Source organism: Nocardia sp. NPDC050799 (assembly GCF_040654015.1).
In the GTDB taxonomy this organism is placed as follows: domain Bacteria; phylum Actinomycetota; class Actinomycetes; order Mycobacteriales; family Mycobacteriaceae; genus Nocardia.
In genome coordinates this window covers 12,267-32,798 of record NZ_JBFAHF010000051.1, presented here as the reverse complement: position 1 = coordinate 32,798, position 20,532 = coordinate 12,267, and the positions used below count along the sequence as shown (strand labels likewise).

The window sequence follows — 20,532 nt, the reverse complement described above, 5'->3', positions numbered from 1 at the left end:
CGGCATGGGAAACCTGCGTGAACAGATCATCTCCGAACTGGGTGTGCTGCCGAACATCGAGCCGAAGGACGAGATTCGGCGCCGCGTCGATTTCCTGAAGGACTATCTGCGCGCCACACCGGCGAAGGGTTTCGTGCTCGGCATCAGCGGGGGCCAGGACAGCGCCCTCGCCGGACGGCTGTGCCAGCTGGCCGCCGAAGAGTTGCGCGCCGAAGGTCACGAGGTCCGATTCGTGGCGGTGCGGCTACCCTACGGTGTTCAATCCGACGAAGCCGACGCCCGCGTCGCCATGACCTTCGTCGCGCCCGACGAATCGGTGGTGGTGAACGTCCGGCCGGGCGCCAACGCCGTGGCGGCAGAGGTGGCTTCGGCCCTCGAGGTCGGCAAACTACGGGATTTCGTGCGCGGCAACATCAAGGCCCGCGAGCGGATGGTGATCCAGTACGCCATCGCCGGTCAGGAGAACCTGCTGGTGATCGGTACCGATCACGCCGCCGAAGCGGTCACCGGGTTCTTCACCAAATACGGCGACGGCGGCGTGGACGTCACCCCGCTGACCGGTCTGACCAAACGGCAGGGTGCCGCGCTGCTCGAGGAATTGGGCGCACCCGCGCGCCTGTCGTCCAAGGTGCCGACCGCGGACCTGGAGGACGACCGTCCGGCGCTGCCCGATGAGGAAGCGCTCGGCCTTCGCTACAGCGAGATCGACGACTACCTCGAGGGCAAGGACGTCACCGACGAAGTGGCGAAGCGGGTCGAAACGGTCTACCGGACCACCCGGCACAAGCGCACGGTTCCGGTGACTCCGCTCGACGATTGGTGGCGCTGAGCGCGGTAGTGCACACGCCCGACGTCCAACCGGCCGTCGCGGGCGCGACCATTCACTGATCGAGAGTCCGGGCCGGGATGGTCGCACTACGGAAGAACTCTCGTCCCGTCGTGCCCGGAGACGCTGAGGAAGTTCTCGTCCGGGGCCGGGCGACCGGCTGTCGCGCGAACGCGCAGATGATCACCGCTGGCGGCGCTGATCGCGCCGTGCGGATCAGCCGCCCGCGAAGGGTGGCATGACATCGACGCGCGCGGTCAGTGTCGCGCCGCTGTCCCGGGTCAGCTCGTCACCCATCAGGTACGCGCAGACACCGAGCATCTTGTCCAGATCCGGACCGTAGACCGCGCTCAGCCGGGAACGGAGGTCGGCGATCGTGGCGCCGGGCGGCAGGTCCAGTGTCTCGGTGGTCTTGCCGACCGCGTCGGCCACGGCGGCAAAGTAGCGGACCTCAACCACCTATCGCTCCCATCGTGCGTTCCGGGGGGACGAAATCCGCGGCATCGATACCGTGGCCCGCCCATTTCTGCCACATCGCGCCGCGCCACAGCTGCGCGAGCTCCTCGTCGCTCGCTCCGGCGCGCAGATTCGCGCGCAGATCGAACTCCTGATCACTGAACAGGCAGGACCGCAGCATACCGTCGGCGGTGAGCCGGGTGCGGTCACAGGTATCGCAGAATTTACGGGTCACCGAGGCGATGATGCCGACGGTCGCGGGGCCCCCGTCGACCAGCCAGGTCTCCGCGGGTGCGGCCGGATCGTCGCGGCCGACGGCGGTGAGCCGGAACCGTGCGCCCAGCACCTCCAGCAGTTCGGCGGCGGTCACCATATCGGTCCGCGCCCATTCGTGGTCGGCGTCCAGCGGCATCTCCTCGATGAACCGCAGTTCACACCCTTCGTCCAGGCACCAGCGCAGCAGGTCCGTGGCACCGTGCAGGGTCTGCCGCATGAGGACCGCGTTCAGCTTCACCGGCGCCAGCCCGGCCACGATGGCGGCACGGATACCCGACAGCGCCGAATCCAGCCGGTCCCGGCGGGTCAACCGGGCGAAATCGGCCCGGTCCACGGTATCGAGGGAGATATTGACCCGGCTCAGCCCGGCGGCCGCCAGCCCGGCGGCGCGATGCCGCAGGCCGACCCCGTTGGAGGTCATGGCCAGGGGCACCTCCGGTACCGCCGCGTGACAGCCGGCCACGATCTCCTCCAGATCGCGGCGCATCAGCGGTTCGCCGCCGGTGAACCGTACCTCGCGTACACCCAGATCGCGGACGGCGAGCGTGACCAGGCGAACGATCTCGGCCGCCGTGAGCAACTCCGCGGGCGGGATGGCCGGCAGCCCTTCCTCGGGCATGCAGTAGGTACAGCGCAGCGAGCACTTCTCCGTGATCGACACCCGCAGATCCCGCGCGGTCCGGCCGAATCGATCCACCAGCAGCGGCGTTTCCGGACGTCCATCGAGGGAAGGGCGCCCGGACCGCACGGTGGGAATCCCCATTTCGACCAGCGTCACGCCTCCATTATGTACGCCGGGTCCACATCGATATCGAGCCGCCGCGGTATCTGCCGGTATCGGGCACCCGGCCGCGCGTCGCCATAGCCCACGACGGGCGGCAATGGCCCGGTGCGCGCTACTAGTCTGAACCTATGATTTCTCGGCCCGCCAGTCGTCCGGTCCGGTCGGCGGACGACTATCGCGACACCATCGAACAGCTGTTGCGGCCGCTGGCCGCCCGGCCGGTGGAGTACGTCCCGGTGGCCGAGGCGCTCGGACGCCGGCTGGCACAGGATCAGCACGCGCCGATCGATCTGCCCGTTTTCCGGAACTCGGCCATGGACGGCTACGCCGTACGCGCGCAGGATGTCGCGGTCGCCCCGGTGACCCTGCCGCTCACCGGCGTGATCGCCGCCGGTGACCCCGGCCACGAAGCGCTGGCGCCGGGGACCGCGCGCAAGGTGATGACCGGGGCGCCGCTACCGGCCGGCGCCGATTGCGTGGTCCCGGTGGAGGATACGACCGCCGACGCGCACTCGGTGCGGATCACCCGCGGCCGCTCGGCCGGCGAATACGTCCGGGAGCCGGGCAGCGATATCCGGGTGGGTGCCGAACTGGTCCCCGCCGCGACCGTGCTCGCCCCGCGTCATATCGCGGCGCTGGCCGCGGCGGGTGTGGGCCGGGTCCCGGTGTTCGCACCGGTGCGGGCGGTCGTCGTCAGCACCGGAAGCGAGTTGGTGCCTGCCGGAGCCGAGCTGCGGCCGGGGCAGATCTACAACTCCAACGGAATCGCCCTGGCGGCCGCGCTCACCGCCAACGGTGTCGCGGTGGCCGGTGTCGAACACTGCGGTGACGAACCCGCGGAGTTCCGGCAGTTGCTCCGCTCCGCGACCGTCGCCGCCGATCTGGTGATCACCACGGGCGGGGTGTCGAAGGGCGATTTCGAGGTCGTCCGGGAGGTCCTCATCCCGCTCGGGGGCGAGTTCGGCTCGGTGGCCATGCAACCGGGCGGCCCCCAGGGCCTCACGGTCGTCGACGGCGTGCCGGTGCTGAGCTTCCCGGGGAACCCGGTGAGCGCGGTGGTGTCGTTCGAGGTGCTGGCCCGGCCGATCCTGCGGCATCTCTCCGGGCTGGACCCGGTACCCGAATACGAGCTTCCGCTGCTGGGCGCGGTGCGCCGCTCGCCCGAGGGCCGCCGCCAGTTCCTGCGCGGCCGGCTGGTCCGCCACGGGACGCGGCCACATGGCGTGGAGGTGGTTTCCGGCCCCGGTTCCCATCTCGTCGCGAGTATGGCGGCGGCCGATGTGCTGATCGATATTCCGGCCGCGGTGACCGAACTCGCGCCCGGCGCGACTGTGCGAGTGTGGGAACTATGAGCGAGTTGTCACATGTGGATGCCGAAGGCCGCGCCCGCATGGTGGATGTGAGTGCCAAGGCCGATACCGCGCGGATCGCCGTCGCGGGCGGGGAACTGCGCACCACCGCGGAGGTGGTGGCGCTGGTGCGCGCCGACGATATGCCCAAGGCCGATGTTCTCGCGACCGCCCGGCTGGCCGGAATCGCGGGCGCCAAGAAGACCGCCGAACTCATTCCGCTGTGCCACCAGCTCGCGTTGTCCTCGGTGAAGGTCGAATTCGGTTTCACCGGCTCCACCATCACCATCGAGGCCACTGCCAAGACCACCGGACCGACCGGGGTGGAGATGGAAGCGCTGACGGCGGTGGCCGTGGCCGGACTCACCCTGCACGACATGGTGAAAGCGGTCGACCCGGCGGCGGAGCTGAACGGCGTACGCCTGCTCAGCAAGGAAGGCGGAAAACGCGGCCACTGGACCCGCGCGCAGGCACCGGCCGATACCGGCCCCGCCCCGCATCCGGTGCCGCACTCCGAAGCGGAAACGCATGCGGCCACGCCCCGAAGCGATATCAGCGGCACCGCGGTGGTGCTCGTGTCCTCCACCGGCGCGGCGGCCGGAACCCGGACCGACACCACCGGACCACGGCTGGTGTCCTGGCTGCGCGATCTCGGATACACCGTGCGCGGCCCCCTCGTCTACGCCGACGCCGAGATCGCCGACGGCCTGGCCGACGCACTGCACACCGCCCCCGACCTCGTGGTGACCACCGGCGGTACCGGCGCCTCCCCCACCGACCACACCCCGGAGGCCACCGCGGCCCTGCTGGACCGGGAGCTCCCCGGGGTCGCCGAGGCGATCCGGCAGCGCGGCACGGCGAAGTTCCCGCTCGCCGCGCTCAGCCGCGGCGTCGCGGGTCTGGCCGGCCGTTCGGTGGTGGTGAATCTGCCCGGTTCCCCGGGCGGGGTGAAAGACGGTATCGCGGTGCTGGAACCGCTGCTCACGCATCTGCTCGCGCAGGTGGCCGGTGGCGGTGCGCACGAGCACGACAGTGCGCGGAAGACCTCCGGCGTGCCGCGGGAGAAGACTATCGGGAACGAGAGCGCACATGCCTGACCTGTCCACCGGGACCCCCGGCCGCGAGCACCCCCCGGCGGTCGGCGGAGTACGGCTCGCCGAGATCAGTGACCGGGCCCTGGATCCCGCCGTCGTCGACGCGGCCGTCCGCGGACCGCACCACGGGGCGGTGGTGCTGTTCACCGGCGTGGTCCGCGACCACGACGGCGGCCAGGCGGTTTCGGCGCTGGAGTACTCGGCACATCCGGAAGCGATCCGCTTCCTGCGCGCATGCTGCGCCTCGGTCGCCGAATCGAGCGGTCTGCCGGTGGCGGCCGTGCATCGGGTCGGCGACCTGGTGGTAGGTGATCTGGCGATCGTGACGGCGGTGGCCGCACCGCATCGCGCCGAGGCCTTCGCGGCCTGCTCGACGCTGGTGGACCGGATCAAACACGAAGTGCCGATCTGGAAACGTCAGCTGTTCGCCGACGGGCTCTCCGAATGGGTCAACGCCTGCGGGTAGTCGTCGTCGGCCGCCTCCCGCGCGATATCGGGGACATAGCGCCAGACCGCGAGCATCTCCTGTTCGTCCAGGCTCTCGGGTCCACCGTGCACAGTCGCGCGCAACCGTTCCAGTACCGCGTCGGTATCCAACCCGGTGCCGATGAGCACCAGTTCCGTCCCGGCGCCGCGGGCGGCCCGGCCGACCGGTTCCAGGGTGATCGCGCGGCCGACCAGGTGCAAAAGGAAACGGCCGGGCCCCGGCGCGGCGAAGGTGAGGAAACCTTTCGCCCGGAACAGCCCGGCGGGCGGTTGCTCCAGGAATTCGACCAGCCGGCGTGGATGCAGCGCCGCGGTCTCGGTGAACACCACGCTGGTGTAATCGTCGTGCAAATGCCGGTGGTCACTGTCGTGCTCGTCGTGCGCGTGCTCCTCGCGCAGCAGTTCGTCGAGACTCAACTGCTCGCCGATACGGGATTCGCCGCGGCGGCGCGGATCGAACAGCAGACCCGGATCGATCCGTCCGCGCGTGGTCGCGTACACCGGTGCGCCCCCGGTGAGTTCCGTGATCTCTGCGCGCAATCCTTCCAGTTGCGCGGCACCGACCCGGTCGGCCTTGTTCACCACCACCAGATCGGCCAGACGCAGATGGCTCGCCAGTTCCGGATGCCGCGCCCGGCTCCCGGCGAACTCCCCCGCGTCCACCACTTCGAGCAGCCCGCCGTAGCGGATCCGGGAGTTCTCGCTGCCCACCACCATGCGCACCAGATTGCGCGGTTCGGCCAGACCGCTGGCCTCCACCACGATCACATCGATACCGGCGCGGGGATCGGTCAACCGGGTGAACAGCTCGTCGAGTTCGGAGACGTCCACCGCGCAGCACACACAGCCGTTGCCCAGCGACACCATGGCGTCGACCTGGCCCGCCACCAGCATCGCGTCGATGTTCACGGCGCCGAAATCGTTGACCACCACCCCGATCCGGGTGCCCCGGTTGTTGCGCAACAGGTCGTTGAGAAGAGTGGTCTTTCCCGCACCGAGGAATCCGGCCACGATCACCACGGGTATACGCTCAGGCACCGGGCAATAGTATTGGCGCGCCTTCGGCGCGCGGGGTCGAGGCCCCCTCGGTCCCGTCGTTCAGGCTTCGTAAGACTCGGCACGGGGTATCGCCCCGGGCCAGTTCGGCGGATCCTGTGCCGACGCGTCACCGCATGGCAACGCGAAAACCGTTCGGAACAGACGCCCCGGTCACCCCCGCTCATCCGAGAGCGCCCGGTTTGCCCGACCAGCGGCGGGCTCCCGACGGCATGGTCTCCACCACGGGTAGCGAGATGTAGGTGGCCGGGGCGGGGTCATCGGACGTGTCCCGGGTGGCCGGGGAATGCGTCAGGTCCCTGATCGGCGCCGACTGCCCTCGATACGACCGACTTCAGGACAGCCGGTGCACCACCCGTCCACATTCCAACAGAATTGTCCATGTTTCAGAATGTCATACGTTTCAGAAAGCATGACGCGAAAACTCGCTCGTAACAGGGCGTGCGGACACGGGCACGCCGCCGTCGCGGTAGCCGAAATTTTGCGGCGTTGAGCTCCGCCCGCGGACGCGCCCGGGGCGGCGAGAATACAGACGACGCCGACCAAGTCACCTGACTCGCGGGGCCGCGGGTATTCCGCGAATTCTCCGGAAATATCGCGATTCTCCGAAATCGGTAGCACGACTCTGGTAGACGTGCCGGGGAGATCGGGAGGATCTCACTGTATCGAGAAACAGAGAAATACCGAGGAGAACGAATGCGTGCAGGCACGTTTCTGATCGCCGGTGCGGTGTTGTCGGCGGCGACCGTGCTGGGCGGCGGTATCGCGGCGGCCGAGCCCGCGGATCATATATCGCGCGACGGCGTCTACCGGGTCGGCGTCGATATCCGGCCCGGAACGTGGGAATCGCCCGGACCCGCCGATCCCGCCCGCAGCTGCGACTGGCGACGGCTGCGGTTGGTCGAGGGCGACAACACGGAGATGAGATACATCATCGAGAACAACTACACCAAGCTGGGCCCGATCCGGGTCACCGTGAAACCGACCGACGCGGGCTTCAAGACCGAGAACTGCGGTCCCTGGCGCATGGTCCCGCCGGCGCCGACCGGTTCGGCCGGAGGCTGACCCGCGACCGACCGCGACCCGGCTCCCCCGAATGCGGGGAGACCGGGCCGGCAGCGCCGCGGCGGCCCGTCACCGGTGGGCGCGCAGCTGGTACAGCCCTTCGGTTTCGGCGACGATCACACCGTCGGCATCGCTGAGCACCGCGCGCAGCGTGAAATCCGCTTTACCGTTGGCCGCGGCCTCGGCCGCGATCCGGTCGATCTCGGCCTCGTCCAGGGTGGCCTGGGCACGGACCGCCGTGGTCGCCGGTTTCCGGAACACGATCCGCAGGTCCTTCACCAGCGGATAGAACCGCGTGGTGTCGAAACTGGCCACCGCGATGGCTCCGCCCAGGATCTCGCCCACGGTGAACAGCACCCCGGCGTACATGACACCGAAATGGTTGCCGTTGCCCTCGACGGGCACCGTGGCAGCGGCGTACCCGCGGCGCACCTCCTCGGCGTGCACCCCCATCCGGTGCGCCACCGGAATGGTCTGTTCCAGCGCCGAGTTCACGACCTCGGCGATGGGCGGGTTGCGGACATCACTCATATCAGGTTTCGGCCCTTCCGATACGTCACGCGACGATTTGTTTCTCGGTGGTCGGCGGGTCGGGTTCGGCCGCGTCGGGCACCTCGGTGCCGCGCAGCGACGTACCCGCAGTCTCCCGCAGGAAATACCACGCCACCAGACCGACCAGCGCGGCGACCACCATATAGAGGGCCGGGAACAGGGTCCACCCGGTCGCCTCGATCACCGCTTCGTTCACCAGCGGCGCGGTACCACCGAACACGGCGGTCGACACGTTGTAGGCCAGGGCGAACCCGGCGTACCGCACATGGGTCGGGAAGATGGCCGGGAAGGTCGCGCTGATGGTGGACAGCTGCGGAACATACAGCAGACCCAGCACCACGAAGCCCACCACCGCCCAGACGGGCCCCACACCCATCAGCCAGTACATCGGCACGGACAGCACCGCGAGACCGACGAGCGAGAACAACCACAGCGGCCGCCGCCCGGTCCGGTCCGACAACCGGCCGAAGAACGGGACACAGGCCATCATCACCACCTGCCCGATGAGCATCATGGTGGTGGTGGTGGACTCCCCGAGACCGATGGTGTTCTGCAGGTAGGTCGGCTGGTAGGTGAGCAGCGTGTAGTTCGCCACGTTCAGCGCGACGACCAGGCCGAACAGGGTCAGCAGTTCGCGCCGGTACTCGGTGAGCAGCACCCGGAGCCCACCCTGGGGGTGTTCGTGTTCGTTGACCTCGGTGAACACCGGCGATTCGTCGAGCTTGGTCCGCAGATACCAGCCGATCGCGCCCAGCGGGATGGCGATCAGGAACGGGATCCGCCAGCCCCAATCGTGCATGGCGTCCGAACCGAGGATCAGCTGGCACAACAGCACGACCGCGGAACCGCCCACGAAACCGCCGAGGGTACCGAACTCCAGGAAGCTGCCGAAGAAGCCGCGCTTCTTGTCGCTCGCGCATTCGGCCAGGTAGGTGGCCGCGCCCCCGTACTCGCCGCCGGTCGAGAAACCCTGCACGACGCGGAGCAGGATCAGCAGGATGGGGGCGAGCACCCCGACCTGGCCGTGGGTCGGCAGCACACCGATCAGGCCGGTGGCGGCGGCCATGAGCAGGATGGTGGTGGCCAGCACCACTTTGCGGCCCACCCGGTCGCCCAGCGGGCCCCACACCATGCCGCCGACCGGCCGCAGGACGAAGGAGACGGCGAAGCCGAGCATGGTGCCGAGGGTGCCGAGTTCCCCGGGGAAGAATGCGTCGGTCAGGTAGGTGGCGGTCGCGGCGTAGACACCGTAGTCGAACCATTCGGTGGCATTGCCCATTGCCGAGGCCGCCACCGACCTCTTGAGTTGCGGTGATTCGACCTGGTCTGGTTCCGGCTTCTGGTCCGTCACGGTCAGTCCTCTCCGGCGCATGCGTCCGTGTCGGCCCGGCCGACCCATGACGTCGCGCTCGCCGGCGACCGGGTTCCGGCGAGTATCGACCTCAACCCGTTACCCGCGATTTTGCCTGGGTAAACGCTCGCAGTGCCGGAGCCCGGGCGCCGGGCACCTCTCATCAGCTACTTACCAGCGTATGTGAAGGCGATCACACCCGTGGGAGAACCGGCCCCGGACCCGCCCGCGGCGGCCGTCCGCGGGCCGGTGGTCCCGGCCGCTCAGCGCGACTCCTCGCCGCCGACAGCGGCGGGGTCGGGCCGATGGTTCACCTCGATGAGCGGCAGCCGCAGCGCCGCGGGCGCCGACTCCGGCACCACCGGCGACACCGGGGCGACGGGGGCGACCCGTCGATAGGGCGCGCCGAGCGGTGGCCGGGAATCCGCCTCGCCCTTGTTCGGCCACATCGCCACCGCGCGTTCGGACTGTGCGGTGATGGTGAGGGAGGGGTTGACGCCGAGGTTGGCGGAAATGGTCGAACCGTCGATCACGTGCAGCCCCGGATGGCCGTAGAGCCGCTGGTAGGGATCCACGACACCGGTCTCGGCGCTCTCCCCGATCACACAGCCGCCGATGAAATGGCCGGTCATCGGAATATTGAACACACTGCTGGTGGCCCCGCCGGCGATACCGTCGATCTTGTCGGCGACCCGGCGGCCCACCTCGTGCCCGGCCGGGATCCAGGTCGGGTTGGGAGCGCCCTCACCCTGCCGGGTGGTCATCTTGCGGCCGAACAGCCCGCGTTTGGTGTAGGTGGTGATCGAATTGTCCACCGACTGCATCACCAGCAGTCCGATCATCTGTTCCGACCAGCCCCGCGGGTTGTGCAGATGCGGCAGGTCGCGGCGGTTGCGCCAGATCTCGCGCAACCACAGCCGGCGTTTGGACACCCCCGGTTCCTCGTCGACCATGACACTGCCCATCAGCGAAATGACATTGCTGCCCTTGCCGTAGCGCACCGGTTCGATATGGGTGTCGTGATCGGGATGGATCGAGGAGGTGATCGCCACCCCCTTGGTGAAATCGCTGTTCTTGTCCCGGCTGCGGATCGCGAGCAGTTCCTCGGAATTGGTCCGGGACAGGAACCCCAGCCGGCCGGAGATCTCGGGTAGCGACCCGGAATCGCGCAGCTTGTGCAGCAGCCGCTGGGTGCCCAGGGAGGCCGCGGAGAAGATCACCTGCTCGGCGGTGAAGGTGGTGCGTTTCTTACGCAGCCAGCGCCCGGTCGTCACCGTGGCCACCGTGTAGCCGCCGCCGGGCAACGGTTTCACATCGGTGACGGTGCGCAGGGCGTGCACCGTGGCACCGGCCTGCTCGGCCAGGTACAGGTAGTTCTTGACCAGGGTGTTCTTGGCGTTGTGGCGACAGCCCGTCATACATTCGCCGCAGTGGGTGCAGGTGCGGCGCGCGGGCCCGGCGCCCCCGAAATACGGATCGGGTACATTCTCGCCGGGCCTGCTCCCGGGACCGCCGAAGAAGACGCCGACCGGCGTCCGCTGATAGGAATCGGCGACACCCAGTTCCTCGGCGACCTCCAGGAAGACCCGGTCGGTCGGCGTGGTCGCCGGATTCGTAGTCACGCCCAGCATGCGTTTGGCCTGGTCGTAGTAGGGTGTGAGCTCGTCTTTCCAGTCCGTGATACCGGCCCACTGGCCGTCGCGGAAGAATTTTTCCGGCGGCTCGTAGAGGGTGTTGGCGTAGACCAGGGAGCCACCGCCGACTCCCGAGCCGGCCATGATGAGGGTGTTCTTCAGCAGCGCGAGCCGTTGGATACCGAAGCAGCCGAGATACGGCGCCCACAGGTACTGCCTGGCACGCCAGGATGTTTTGGCGAACTCGTCGTCGGCGAAGCGGCGGCCGGCCTCGAGGACGCCGACCCGGTATCCCTTCTCGGTCAACCGCAGGGCGCTGACGCTGCCCCCGAATCCGGAGCCGATGACGAGGACGTCGTAGTCGAAGGTCTGGCCGGGCCCGGCGCCGGTGCCGGTGCTCGTTGCGGAACTGGACATCTTTCCGAGACTATGGCCTGGATCACCGTCGGGGGCACATACCCGCGGACACGAAATCGGCACTTTCGGCCAACCTGTCCGAGCACGGCCCTTCCCGCTCACCGCTCGGCCGCCGCCACCGGGCCGGAGCCGGGAACCACCGCGTCGGGCACGACGGCCCCGGAGTCCCGGTCGGCCTGCGCGCCGGGCCGGCCGTGCTCCACGACATAGCTGGCCCGGGTGCCGATCGGCGCTCCGGGTCGCCCGACATAGGGCACCACCCGGTAGTCGCTGCGCCACAGCCGCTCGTCGACCTCCACCCGGACGTAACCCCGCTGGCCGTTGAAGAACTTCATATCGGGGTTGGCCTCCAGCAGCATCCGGCCCCGCGGCGGAAGGTCGGCGCCGTCGCGTCCGGTGGTGATCGAGGTCCCGGTGAACTCGGTGGCCACCACCGGGGAGTGCGGGTCGCGATAGTTCCCGCGCAGATCGACCACGTAGTTCTCGTGCCGGTCACCGGTGAGCACCACCAGGTTTCCGCGCCCGCGCGCCGCCGCCGCGGCGAGCACCGCGTCGCGGTCGGCGACATAGCCGTCCCAGGCATCGGTGCCCACCGCGACCGCCGGGCCGGGGTCGTGGTCGGACTGCGCCATCGCGACCTGATTGCCCAGGATCTGCCAGCGGGCCGGCGAGCGCGTGAGGCCGTCGATCAGCCACTCGCGTTGCGGCGCGCCCAGTATCGTGCGGTCCGCCGCGAAGCGATCCGGGCAGTCGACCACCAGGTTTCCACCGTCACCGCAGACCAGCGAGGTCCGGTGCTGGCGGGTGTCGAGCATGGTGAGATCGGCGAGATCACCGAAGGCGTAGCGACGGTGCATCCGGATGTAGGGCCCGGCGGGTAGCTGGTCGATACGCAGCGGCAGATGTTCGTACATCGCCCGGAACGCGGCCGTGCGACGCCGCCGGAACAGGGCGGGCAGCAGCTGGATATCGATCCCGGCGCCCGGATCGAAACCGGCCCAGTTGTTGTCGATCTCGTGATCGTCGAAGGTACAGATCCAGGGGAACGCGGCATGTGCGGCACGCAGTTCGGGTTCGGCCTTGTACTGCGCGTACCGCAGCCGGTAACCGGTGAGATCGGCGGCCTCCGCACCCAGCGTCTCCGGGATCGCGACGCCCGCGCGACCGCGGGCCCATTCCTTCTCGTAGATGTAATCGCCCAGGTGCACCACGAAATCGAGGTCTTCGTCGCACAGATGCCGATAGGCGGTGTAATAGCCGGAACTCCAGTGCTGGCAGGAGGCGAAGGCGAAACGCAACCGCGCCACCCGCGCACCCGCGGCGGGGGCGGTGCGGGTACGGCCCACCGGGGAGATCGCCGCCCCGGCGCGGAAGCGGTAGTAGTACCAGCGATCCGGTGCCAGTCCCCGGACCTCCGGATGCACACTGTGGGCCAGTTCCCGGGTGGCGAGCGCGCTGCCGCGGGCGGCGATCCGGCGGAAATGCTCGTCCTCGGCGACTTCGTACTCGACGGTGACCGGCGCCCGGGCGGTGCCGCCGAGCGCATCGGGCGCGAACGGGTCCGGAGCCAGCCGGGTCCACAGTACGACCCCGTCGGGCAATGGATCGCCGGACGCCACTCCCAAGGTGAAAGGATCGCCGAGCCATCGCGGCGCCCGGTACGGAGCGCTGCTCGCGAGACCCGCGCCGGCCAGGAGCGCGGCCGCACCGGCGGTGCCCGCCTGCAGTAACCGACGTCGGGACAGAGCCATGAATCAGCTTAACCCGGCCCGAATCGCCGGAACGACCGTGGCGGAACCCGGTCGCCCGGTCCGGTCACCGGGCGACCGGACCGGTCTATCGATCGCCGATACAGACCACGAACCGGCGTTCGTCGTAGACGAACCCGCGGTCGGCCGACGGACATGCGTTCACATTCACCGTGTCCGGCAGGATGCTGATCACCTGCACCCCGCCCGGCCCGCATTCCGTACGTTGCGGCTGATCGCCCGAGACATCCACACAGCTGCCGACGACCCAGTCGATATCGAGGCACAGGGTCGTCTCGCCGATGGTGTGGCCCGAGTCGGCGTCGGACGGACAGGCGGTCCCCGCCGGACCGGCAGCGACCACCTTGTACCGGGATTCCGCGCTACCGCAGGCGGCCTTGGTGACCTCCTTCTCCCCCAGCGCGCTCAGGCACTCCCCCGCCGCGACCTCGACCTTCGGTGGGGCCTGTTTCGCCTCTTTGTTGGCCGAACCCGCGATACCGACCGCGGAGGGGGTGGTGGTCGGCGGGACCGTCGACGGCACCAGCACCGACGGCGGGGCCACCGGGGCGGGCGAGGTCTCGGTCACGCCGGTGGCGGCCGTCGTCTCGACGGCGGCCGGCGCGGCGAGATCTTCGGTCGTCTCGTCACTGCCGGCGGTGGCCAGCAGCGCGGCCACGCCGATGCCGAGCACGATCGAGGTCACCACGGCCGCGATGGCGATCGCGGCGGCGGTGGCACCGACCCGGGCACGTTTGTCCTGCGGTGAGAGCGGCGGATTCCCGCCGTCCTCCTCCGGGCCCGGCTGGGTCACGGTTCGCCGCGCAGCACGGCGAACACCGCGTCGACGAACGGCTGCCCGCCGGTGATGTAACCGCCGGCCACCGCACCCACGACCAGGCCGATCGGACCGGTGATGATGCTGAGGAAGCCGAGCCCGACGAGCGCGCCGAGCAGACCACCGAGCACCGCGCCCGCCGCGACGCCGACGACGTTCTCCTGCAGTTCGGTGGTCAGCCGGGCCATCGAGCTGACCGGCCGCATCTCGCCGATGTTCTCGGCGGTGACCGTCGGCGTCAGCTCGAGAGTGGTCCCGTCCGCGCTGATCTCGTGGGCCACCGCCATCTCACTGCCGGAGATCTCGTACTGCAGCGGCACTTCGGCCACCACGGCACCGCTGACGGCCTTGAGTACGGCCTTGGCGCCGTCCGGCGTCAGTTCGAACCGCCCGTCGTGGACCTCGGTGGTGATCGTCTGGGTCTTCTGGTCGACGCTGGTCTCGTAGGCGACGCCCTGGTCGACGCCCTCGCTCTTGATCTCCGGAGCCGGAGCCGCGGGTTCGGCGTGCACCACGCCGGCGGAAATCCCTACAGCGGCGACGGACAGAAGTGCGGTAGCGGCGAAAGTGCCGAACTTCATTACGTTCATTCCTTCTCACGTGAACCGACCCTGGGCCGGGCGGCTGCGATTTCATTCGCGCACAGGACCATACCGATATTCGGAGTTCGAGTGCATATCAGGAATTAAACGGAAAACACATCCTTTAAATTGCTGATCAATAACCGCTCTGTTCGGCGGCAATTCCGCAATACTCGTCTCGGTCAACGGTTATACGACTCTGCGATAACACCGTGACACCAGCATCGGCCTCGGCAGCATTCCGCCGGCAATCGTCCAGTGGCCATAACTTTTACGCCCGGTTATTCATCGGAAGGCTTCGAGGTGTTACACACCCGCCGAAATGTGCCAGTCGTCGCGGGACCGGCGGCCGGGTCCGGCGGCCTCGCCCGCCCGCGTCAACCGGGACTACTTCGTGATCGACGGGGACTGTGCCGCGCGACCCCGGAGTGCTGCACTACTTACAGGACGTTCCACCGTGTCCCCACCGTCGATCCGACCGGAGCACGCGCCATGACGACCGCCGCACACACGCTGCTCACCGCCTGCGCCCTCGCCGCCGCGACCGCGTTCGGGCCCGCACCCGGCGCCGGGGCCGCGGTATCGAACGTGAGCGTCTCCGGTGGTTTCGGCCTCGGCTTCGTCCAGTACGGGACCGGCTGCACCTACACCGTCACAGTCAGCGGGGACGGGGTGGGCACCCTGGAGGACCGGGTGAACGGGCAGCCCGGCGGCACCTTCGGGCCGATCGAGCAGGCCGGCCCCGGCACGTTCACCGCGGACTGGGCGCCGACGGTGTCCGGTCGGCATTCGGTATCGGCCGACGGGGTGGGCACCGAGGTGTATGTGCAGAAGGGGCACGACTTCGGCATCGTCTGTCTCACTCTGCCCGAGTATCTGAGCCTGCCCGGCTGACCGGGCGGTACGGACCGGCGGCCGGTCGCGATCGCCACCGGGATCACTCCAGGCCGCTTGACAGACTCCGTACTTTTGACAGACTCCGTCGAATGGGCCCGGGACGGCAGTCCCGGGCCGGACGAAGGGATTTCGGATGGGTGTCTACGCGGTCACGGGTGCGGCCTCGGGGATGGGCAGGGCGGTCGCCGACAAGCTGACCGCCGCGGGCCACCGGGTGATCGGGGTGGATATCCAGCAGACCGATATCGTCGCCGACCTCGCCACCGCCGCGGGCCGGCGCAGCGCGATAGACGCGGTACTGGCCGCCGCGGACGGCCGCCTCGACGGCGCCGTACTCGCGGCCGGGCTGGGGCCGGTACCGGATCCCGCCCGGTTGCCGGTGATCGCCGCGGTGAACTATCTCGGCACGATCGAGTTGCTGGAGGGCTGGCGACCCGCGCTCGCGGCGACCGGATCCGCACGGGTCGTCGCCTTCGGCAGCAATTCCGCCACCACGGTCCCCGCGGTGCCGCGCCGGACGGTGGCGGCGTTCCTGGCCGGCGATACCGAACGCGCCGTCCGGACGGTGAAGATCTTCGGCAAGCAGGCCGCGCCGTTCGTGTACGCGGCCTCCAAGATCGCGGTCGGTCGCTGGGTGCGCCGCCGGGCCGTCCGTCCGGAATGGGCCGGGGCCGGTATCCGGCTCAATGTCATCGCCCCCGGCGCGATCCTCACCCCGCTGCTCGAACGCCAGCTCGCCTCCCCCACCGAGGCCAAGGCGATCAACGCGTTCCCGGTCCCCACCGGCGGCTTCGGCACACCGGAACACATCGCCGACTGGGTCTGCATGATGCTGTCGCCGGCCGCCGAATTCCTTTGCGGCAGTGTTATTTTCGTGGACGGCGGCACCGACGCCTACTTCCGGCCGGACGATTGGCCGCGCGCGGTACCGCTGCGCCGCATCGTCGGCTACCTGCGCCGGTTCCGTGGTTTCTCCGCGACCCCGCGTGCGGAGTAACCACGGACTGCCTGCGCTGGATACGTGCCCGGGGCGCACCGGGCCCCCGGGTTCGGTGTTCCGGTCGGCCACCCGGGCCGGCTATCGCTTCCGCGCCACCCCGGCCCAGCAGTTCACCTGCGTATCCAGCCACTCCGGTGACTCACCCACCGGACGCCACTGGTTGGCCACAACGACTCCCGGTTCCAGCAACTCCAGCCCGTCGAAGAAACGGGCGAATTCCGCCCGGCTCCGGGACTGCGCGAACACCCCGCTCTGCCGGTACACCGCGAGCGCCTTCGCCATGTTCTCCGGGTCGAGGTCGGTGGTGATGTGGGAGGCGACCACGAACGAACCGGGCGCGAGAGCGTCCACCAGCGTCGCGACCACACCGTAGGGGTCCTGTTCGGCGGTCAGGAAGTGCAGGACGGCGATCAGGCTCAGCGCCACCGGGCGCGCCAGATCGAGCGTTTCGCGTAATTGCGGCGCCGCCAGGATCGCCGCCGGATCGGTGAGATCGGCGTCGATGTAGGTGGTGCGTCCCTCACTCGTGCCGACCAGCAGCGCACGGGCATGGGCGAGCACGATCGGATCGTTGTCCACATAAACCACCCGGGCCGTCGGTTGCGCGGCCTGCGCCACCTGGTGCAGGTTCGGCTCGGTGGGGATACCGGTGCCGATATCCAGGAACTGGGTGACGCCGGCCGCGGTGATCTCGTTCACCGCGCGCTGCATGAAGTTCCGGTTCTGCCGGGCGGCGACCCGGACGGTGGGAAACGCCGCGACCACTTTCTCGGCGGCGTCCCGATCCACCGGGTAGTGATCTTTGCCGCCGAGAACGTAATCGTAGATGCGGGCGCTGCTGGGTACGGTCCGGTTCACTGACGCCGTCTTGCGGTCGGCTTCGGTCATTCTCTGTCCCCTATCGGTCTCGGATCGTCTGTGAGGCATCTCGGCAGGACATGCCAATGATGCAGGCAGGCAGCGACTTCGGCCAGACCTACGCGGCGGTAGCTCTCCCGGATCCCGGATATCGGCCCGATACGACCACACCTCATCCGTGGTGCCATCGACCGCGCGGAGCGGAATCACACAACGCACTCCTATTTCCGATCGGAACCCGTTCCCGTGCCGCGTGATTCGGGCAATTGCAGAGCGTTGCACCAGATCCAGTCGAGTGTCTCCAGCAAGGTGTCGAATTCGATCTGCTCACCCTCCACGAACACCAGATAGGCGACCTTGCTCACCATGCTCGACAACGCCAGCGCCGTCACCCGCGCATGCAACCGCGCCGTGACCAGACCACGCTCCTGCAGGTCGCGGATCAGCGCCGCATTGCGATCGATGAACGCCGAGGCCCGCTCGGCCCGCAGCGCGGCGAACTGCGGGTCGACCCGGGACACCTGCTCCAGAACGGCCATCAGCCGCGCATTGCGCCGATAGGACCGCAGGTACTCCCGGTTCGCCGCGGCGATCCAGTCGCGCGGATCGTCGCTACCGGCGCGCGCCCGGACGTGCGGATGCAGCATCTCCTCCCGGACCTGCTCGACTACAGCGGCGAAAATCTCTTCCTTGCTGTCGAAATGGGTGTAGAAGGACCCCGACGCCACCCCGGCGGTCCGGGTGATGTCACTGATCCGGGCATCCACGAACCCGTCGGCCTCGAAAACCGTTCGAGCCGCCGCGAGCAGCGCCGCGCGGGTGCGGATCCCGCGACGGCTCTTCGGGGCGGGCCGGGTGGAACGACCGGCCACCGTGAGCTCCGGCGCGGCCCCCTCGCCGGGATTCCCACCCGCGGATACGTTGTCGGCTCCCCCGCCGACCTGCCGGCTTGCGGAAGTGTTCTCCTGCCGGGCGTTCACCGGTCACTCGCCGCCATCGCGGGCCGGGCGGATCGCGGAAGTCGGTAGCGGCGGGCGCGCACGAACTCCGCCATCGCCGGCCGAGCGGATCGCGGAAGTCGGTAGCGGCGGGCGCCGACAGGCTCGAATACCGGGATCACGCCGGGAACAGGCGGCCCGTCGCCAGCGTGGTGATCCGATCGGAGTTCCCGGTATCGCGCAGCGTCGCCCGGCCGACCTCGGCCCGCAGTGTCGCGTCGGCGACCACCGGCCCCACCCGGGCGGGTTGCAGGTATCGCAGGCCGAGGGTGCTCAGCGTGGACCCGGGCGCCAGCGACAGAATGGCCTCCTCCGCCGCGAGCGCGATCAGACCGCCGTTGACGGTCCGGGAGGCGTTCAGGCCGTCGTCGGTGCGCGGCAGCACCGCGGTGCCGGGGGCGCGACGCACGCATCCCGCGCGTTCGGCGAGCGGCACCTCGAGCAGCCGGTCCGATACCGGCATATCGACGCTCAATCCCGCGGGCAGCCGCAGGTCCGCGTCGGGCGAGACCATGAACGATCCGCCGCCGAAGGCGAACGGTTCGCCGTCGACGGTCCATTCGACCTCCGCGACGAACACCGACCGCCCCGCTTTGATCTTGCGCCCCACCGCTCGGACCTCGCCGGATCCCGGCGCCGGCCGGTACAGGTGTACATCGAGTTCGAGGGTGACCGGCACCCGCGGCCCCAGGGTGAGCGCGGCCAGCAGCCCGGTCACCGTATCGGTCCAGGTGGCCAGCACCGAGGTGCGCAGCCGCTCGGTGCCGGGGACGTGCATCTGCGGGGTGATCGCCGCCGCCCCGTGCAGCTCGTCGCCGGCCCGCGTGGTCGCGAAGCCCAGCTCCAGCAGAATATGCTGGCGCCGCGGCGCGGTTCCGGTCTCGACCGTCATGGGTTGCCTCCTCGTGCCCGCCCGGGTCGCGCCGGGGGAACAGCCGGGCGCCGACCGGACATGTCCAACGTATCGGGCGGCGAGCCGGAACGCCCGGGCCACGTCCCCGAGCCCGGGCGGGAACCACTAGCTACCGGCGGCTTCGGCCGCCGCGCGAGCCTTACCGAGCTCGGCCCGGGCGATCGTCAGTTTGTGCACCTCGTCGGGGCCGTCGGCGATCCGCAGGGTACGCAGATGGGCGTACATGCTCGCGAGCGGGAAATCCTCGGTCACGCCCGCCGCGCCGTACACCTGGATGGCGCGGTCGACGATCCGCAAGGCCATCACCGGCGCGGCGATCTTGATCGCGGCGATCTCGGTGCGGGCCTCCTTGTTGCCGACCGTATCCATCATCCAGGCGGTCTTCAGGGTGAGCAGCCGCGCCTGTTCGATATCGATCCGGGCCTCGGCGATCCAATCCCGGATATTCGCCCGTTCACTGACCTTGCGCCCGAATGTGGTCCGTGAATCCGCCCGGGCACACATGAGTTCGAGCGCGCGCTCGGCCATTCCGATAGCCCGCATGGCGTGGTGGATGCGGCCGGGGCCCAGCCGGGCCTGGCTGATCGCGAAACCCTCCCCCTCGCCCTTCAGTACCTCGGTGACCGGGACCCGGACATCGGTGAACTCGATCTCGGCGTGCCCCTCCCGGTCGACATAACCGAACACCGGAAGATTGCGGACGACGGTGACGCCCGGCGCGTCGATCGGCACCACCATCATCGACTGCTGCCGATGTTTGGGCGCGTCCGGATCGGTTTTGCCCATCACGATGAGCACCTTGCAATTGGCGTGCATGGCATTGGACGCGAACCACTTCCGGCCGTTGAGCACGTACTCGTCGCCGTCGCGTTCCATCCGCATCTCCACATTGGTGGCATCGGAACTGGCGACCCCGGGCTCGGTCATCGCGAACGCCGATCGGATGGTGCCCGCCAGCAGCGGTTCGAGCCAGCGCTGCTTGTGCTCCTCGGTACCGAAGAGGGTGAAGACTTCCATATTGCCGGTATCGGGCGCCGAACAGTTACACGCCTCGGGAGCCAGCGCGGGACTGCGGCCCATGATCTCGGCCAGCGGCGCGTACTCCAGGTTGGACAGGCCCGGGCCCCACTCCGGATGCGGATGGAACAGATTCCACAACCCCCGCCGCTTGGCCTCGGCCTTGAGATCCTCGAGGATCTGCGGGTGATGATGCGGATCGCCCGCCGCGGCCATCTGCTCGGCGTAGACCGGCTCGGCCGGATAGACACTGTCGTCCATGAACGCGAGCAGGGTGCGCCGATACTCCCGGGCACGCTCGGTCGAGGTGAACAGTTCCACGAGAACTCCGATCGT

20 protein-coding genes are annotated in these 20,532 nt (G+C 69.1%); 7 read left to right on the top strand and 13 right to left on the bottom strand.

Features of this window, described 5'->3' with window-relative positions:
- Nucleotides 1-4: 4 nt before the first annotated feature.
- Nucleotides 5-829: an ammonia-dependent NAD(+) synthetase gene (gene nadE, locus AB0H42_RS32730; protein WP_357063010.1), complete on the top strand. Its 825-nt coding sequence runs from the start codon at nucleotides 5-7 to the stop codon at nucleotides 827-829.
- Between the two features lie 213 nt (nucleotides 830-1,042).
- On the opposite strand, the gene AB0H42_RS32725 is transcribed toward nadE, so the two are convergent.
- Both AB0H42_RS32725 and moaA read right to left on the bottom strand, forming a co-directional pair.
- Nucleotides 1,043-1,285 (bottom strand): MoaD/ThiS family protein, encoded by a 243-nt coding sequence (locus tag AB0H42_RS32725; RefSeq protein WP_357063009.1) that lies wholly within the window; start codon nucleotides 1,283-1,285, stop codon nucleotides 1,043-1,045.
- Nucleotides 1,278-2,336 carry a GTP 3',8-cyclase MoaA gene (moaA, locus tag AB0H42_RS32720; RefSeq protein ID WP_357063008.1) on the bottom strand — a complete coding sequence of 353 codons (1,059 nt, stop codon included), beginning with the start codon at nucleotides 2,334-2,336 and terminating at the stop codon, nucleotides 1,278-1,280. Before moaA ends, AB0H42_RS32725 begins: the two co-directional genes overlap by 8 nt.
- Before the next feature lie 134 nt (nucleotides 2,337-2,470).
- Here moaA and glp point away from each other — a divergent pair, with 134 nt between their 5' ends.
- Genes glp through AB0H42_RS32705 form a run of 3 tightly spaced genes read left to right on the top strand, consistent with a single transcriptional unit; the run spans nucleotide 2,471 to nucleotide 5,251 of the window.
- Nucleotides 2,471-3,694, top strand: coding sequence for a gephyrin-like molybdotransferase Glp (gene glp / locus AB0H42_RS32715; RefSeq protein ID WP_357063006.1), 1,224 nt, complete (start codon nucleotides 2,471-2,473; stop codon nucleotides 3,692-3,694).
- Complete coding sequence (moaCB, locus tag AB0H42_RS32710) at nucleotides 3,691-4,788, top strand: bifunctional molybdenum cofactor biosynthesis protein MoaC/MoaB (RefSeq protein ID WP_357063004.1); 1,098 nt, start codon at nucleotides 3,691-3,693, stop codon at nucleotides 4,786-4,788. Before glp ends, moaCB begins: the two co-directional genes overlap by 4 nt.
- A complete protein-coding gene (locus tag AB0H42_RS32705) occupies nucleotides 4,781-5,251 on the top strand; it encodes a molybdenum cofactor biosynthesis protein MoaE (protein WP_357063002.1) in 471 nt (156 codons plus the stop codon). The genes moaCB and AB0H42_RS32705 overlap by 8 nt, the downstream gene beginning before the upstream one ends.
- On the opposite strand, the gene AB0H42_RS32700 is transcribed toward AB0H42_RS32705, so the two are convergent.
- Nucleotides 5,203-6,309, bottom strand: coding sequence for a GTP-binding protein (locus AB0H42_RS32700; RefSeq protein WP_357063000.1), 1,107 nt, complete (start codon nucleotides 6,307-6,309; stop codon nucleotides 5,203-5,205). The two genes, AB0H42_RS32705 and AB0H42_RS32700, sit on opposite strands and share 49 nt — an antisense overlap.
- A gap of 714 nt (nucleotides 6,310-7,023) precedes the next feature.
- Between AB0H42_RS32700 and AB0H42_RS32695 the strand changes: the two genes are divergently transcribed.
- The gene (locus AB0H42_RS32695; protein WP_357062998.1) at nucleotides 7,024-7,392 is read left to right on the top strand and encodes a hypothetical protein; all 369 of its coding nucleotides are present in this window, start codon (nucleotides 7,024-7,026) and stop codon (nucleotides 7,390-7,392) included.
- Nucleotides 7,393-7,461: 69 nt separating this feature from the next.
- Here AB0H42_RS32695 and AB0H42_RS32690 read toward each other — a convergent pair whose 3' ends face one another.
- The 6 genes from AB0H42_RS32690 to AB0H42_RS32665 form a co-directional block, all read right to left on the bottom strand.
- Nucleotides 7,462-7,923 carry a YiiD C-terminal domain-containing protein gene (locus tag AB0H42_RS32690; RefSeq protein ID WP_357062996.1) on the bottom strand — a complete coding sequence of 154 codons (462 nt, stop codon included), beginning with the start codon at nucleotides 7,921-7,923 and terminating at the stop codon, nucleotides 7,462-7,464.
- A gap of 25 nt (nucleotides 7,924-7,948) precedes the next feature.
- Complete coding sequence (locus AB0H42_RS32685; protein WP_357063021.1) at nucleotides 7,949-9,223, bottom strand: MFS transporter; 1,275 nt, start codon at nucleotides 9,221-9,223, stop codon at nucleotides 7,949-7,951.
- 335 nt (nucleotides 9,224-9,558) lie between these two features.
- On the bottom strand, nucleotides 9,559-11,346 hold the full coding sequence (locus AB0H42_RS32680; protein WP_357062995.1) for a GMC family oxidoreductase: 1,788 nt from the start codon (nucleotides 11,344-11,346) through the stop codon (nucleotides 9,559-9,561).
- 98 nt (nucleotides 11,347-11,444) lie between these two features.
- Nucleotides 11,445-13,097, bottom strand: coding sequence for an alkaline phosphatase D family protein (locus AB0H42_RS32675; protein WP_357062993.1), 1,653 nt, complete (start codon nucleotides 13,095-13,097; stop codon nucleotides 11,445-11,447).
- Between the two features lie 85 nt (nucleotides 13,098-13,182).
- Complete coding sequence (locus AB0H42_RS32670) at nucleotides 13,183-13,908, bottom strand: hypothetical protein (RefSeq protein WP_357062991.1); 726 nt, start codon at nucleotides 13,906-13,908, stop codon at nucleotides 13,183-13,185.
- A complete protein-coding gene (locus AB0H42_RS32665) occupies nucleotides 13,905-14,513 on the bottom strand; it encodes a hypothetical protein (RefSeq protein ID WP_357062990.1) in 609 nt (202 codons plus the stop codon). The genes AB0H42_RS32670 and AB0H42_RS32665 overlap by 4 nt, the downstream gene beginning before the upstream one ends.
- Nucleotides 14,514-15,005: 492 nt before the next feature.
- Here AB0H42_RS32665 and AB0H42_RS32660 point away from each other — a divergent pair, with 492 nt between their 5' ends.
- Entirely contained in the window at nucleotides 15,006-15,407 is a 402-nt protein-coding gene (locus AB0H42_RS32660) for a hypothetical protein (RefSeq protein WP_357062988.1), read from the top strand.
- Nucleotides 15,408-15,543: 136 nt separating this feature from the next.
- Complete coding sequence (locus AB0H42_RS32655; RefSeq protein ID WP_357062986.1) at nucleotides 15,544-16,407, top strand: SDR family oxidoreductase; 864 nt, start codon at nucleotides 15,544-15,546, stop codon at nucleotides 16,405-16,407.
- An 81-nt stretch (nucleotides 16,408-16,488) separates the two neighbouring features.
- On the opposite strand, the gene AB0H42_RS32650 is transcribed toward AB0H42_RS32655, so the two are convergent.
- The 4 genes from AB0H42_RS32650 to AB0H42_RS32635 form a co-directional block, all read right to left on the bottom strand.
- On the bottom strand, nucleotides 16,489-17,298 hold the full coding sequence (locus AB0H42_RS32650; RefSeq protein ID WP_357062985.1) for an SAM-dependent methyltransferase: 810 nt from the start codon (nucleotides 17,296-17,298) through the stop codon (nucleotides 16,489-16,491).
- 191 nt (nucleotides 17,299-17,489) lie between these two features.
- A complete protein-coding gene (locus tag AB0H42_RS32645; protein ID WP_357062983.1) occupies nucleotides 17,490-18,140 on the bottom strand; it encodes a TetR/AcrR family transcriptional regulator in 651 nt (216 codons plus the stop codon).
- A 244-nt stretch (nucleotides 18,141-18,384) separates the two neighbouring features.
- Nucleotides 18,385-19,158, bottom strand: a complete 774-nt coding sequence (locus AB0H42_RS32640; protein WP_357062981.1) for a hotdog domain-containing protein — start codon at nucleotides 19,156-19,158, stop codon at nucleotides 18,385-18,387.
- Nucleotides 19,159-19,284: 126 nt separating this feature from the next.
- Nucleotides 19,285-20,517 (bottom strand): acyl-CoA dehydrogenase family protein, encoded by a 1,233-nt coding sequence (locus AB0H42_RS32635; protein WP_357062979.1) that lies wholly within the window; start codon nucleotides 20,515-20,517, stop codon nucleotides 19,285-19,287.
- Between the last annotated feature and the right edge of the window lie 15 nt (nucleotides 20,518-20,532).

Coding starts and splice junctions, on each gene's coding strand:
- AB0H42_RS32655 (WP_357062986.1), top strand. CDS start 15,544: ATGGGTGTCTACGCGGTCACGGGTGCGGCCTCGGGGATGGGCAGGGCG.
- AB0H42_RS32690 (WP_357062996.1), bottom strand. CDS start 7,923: ATGAGTGATGTCCGCAACCCGCCCATCGCCGAGGTCGTGAACTCGGCG.
- AB0H42_RS32660 (WP_357062988.1), top strand. CDS start 15,006: ATGACGACCGCCGCACACACGCTGCTCACCGCCTGCGCCCTCGCCGCC.
- AB0H42_RS32675 (WP_357062993.1), bottom strand. CDS start 13,097: ATGGCTCTGTCCCGACGTCGGTTACTGCAGGCGGGCACCGCCGGTGCG.
- AB0H42_RS32685 (WP_357063021.1), bottom strand. CDS start 9,223: ATGGGCAATGCCACCGAATGGTTCGACTACGGTGTCTACGCCGCGACC.
- AB0H42_RS32650 (WP_357062985.1), bottom strand. CDS start 17,298: ATGACCGAAGCCGACCGCAAGACGGCGTCAGTGAACCGGACCGTACCC.
- nadE (WP_357063010.1), top strand. CDS start 5: ATGGGAAACCTGCGTGAACAGATCATCTCCGAACTGGGTGTGCTGCCG.
- AB0H42_RS32705 (WP_357063002.1), top strand. CDS start 4,781: ATGCCTGACCTGTCCACCGGGACCCCCGGCCGCGAGCACCCCCCGGCG.
- moaCB (WP_357063004.1), top strand. CDS start 3,691: ATGAGCGAGTTGTCACATGTGGATGCCGAAGGCCGCGCCCGCATGGTG.
- AB0H42_RS32640 (WP_357062981.1), bottom strand. CDS start 19,158: ATGACGGTCGAGACCGGAACCGCGCCGCGGCGCCAGCATATTCTGCTG.
- AB0H42_RS32680 (WP_357062995.1), bottom strand. CDS start 11,346: ATGTCCAGTTCCGCAACGAGCACCGGCACCGGCGCCGGGCCCGGCCAG.
- AB0H42_RS32695 (WP_357062998.1), top strand. CDS start 7,024: ATGCGTGCAGGCACGTTTCTGATCGCCGGTGCGGTGTTGTCGGCGGCG.
- AB0H42_RS32665 (WP_357062990.1), bottom strand. CDS start 14,513: ATGAAGTTCGGCACTTTCGCCGCTACCGCACTTCTGTCCGTCGCCGCT.
- glp (WP_357063006.1), top strand. CDS start 2,471: ATGATTTCTCGGCCCGCCAGTCGTCCGGTCCGGTCGGCGGACGACTAT.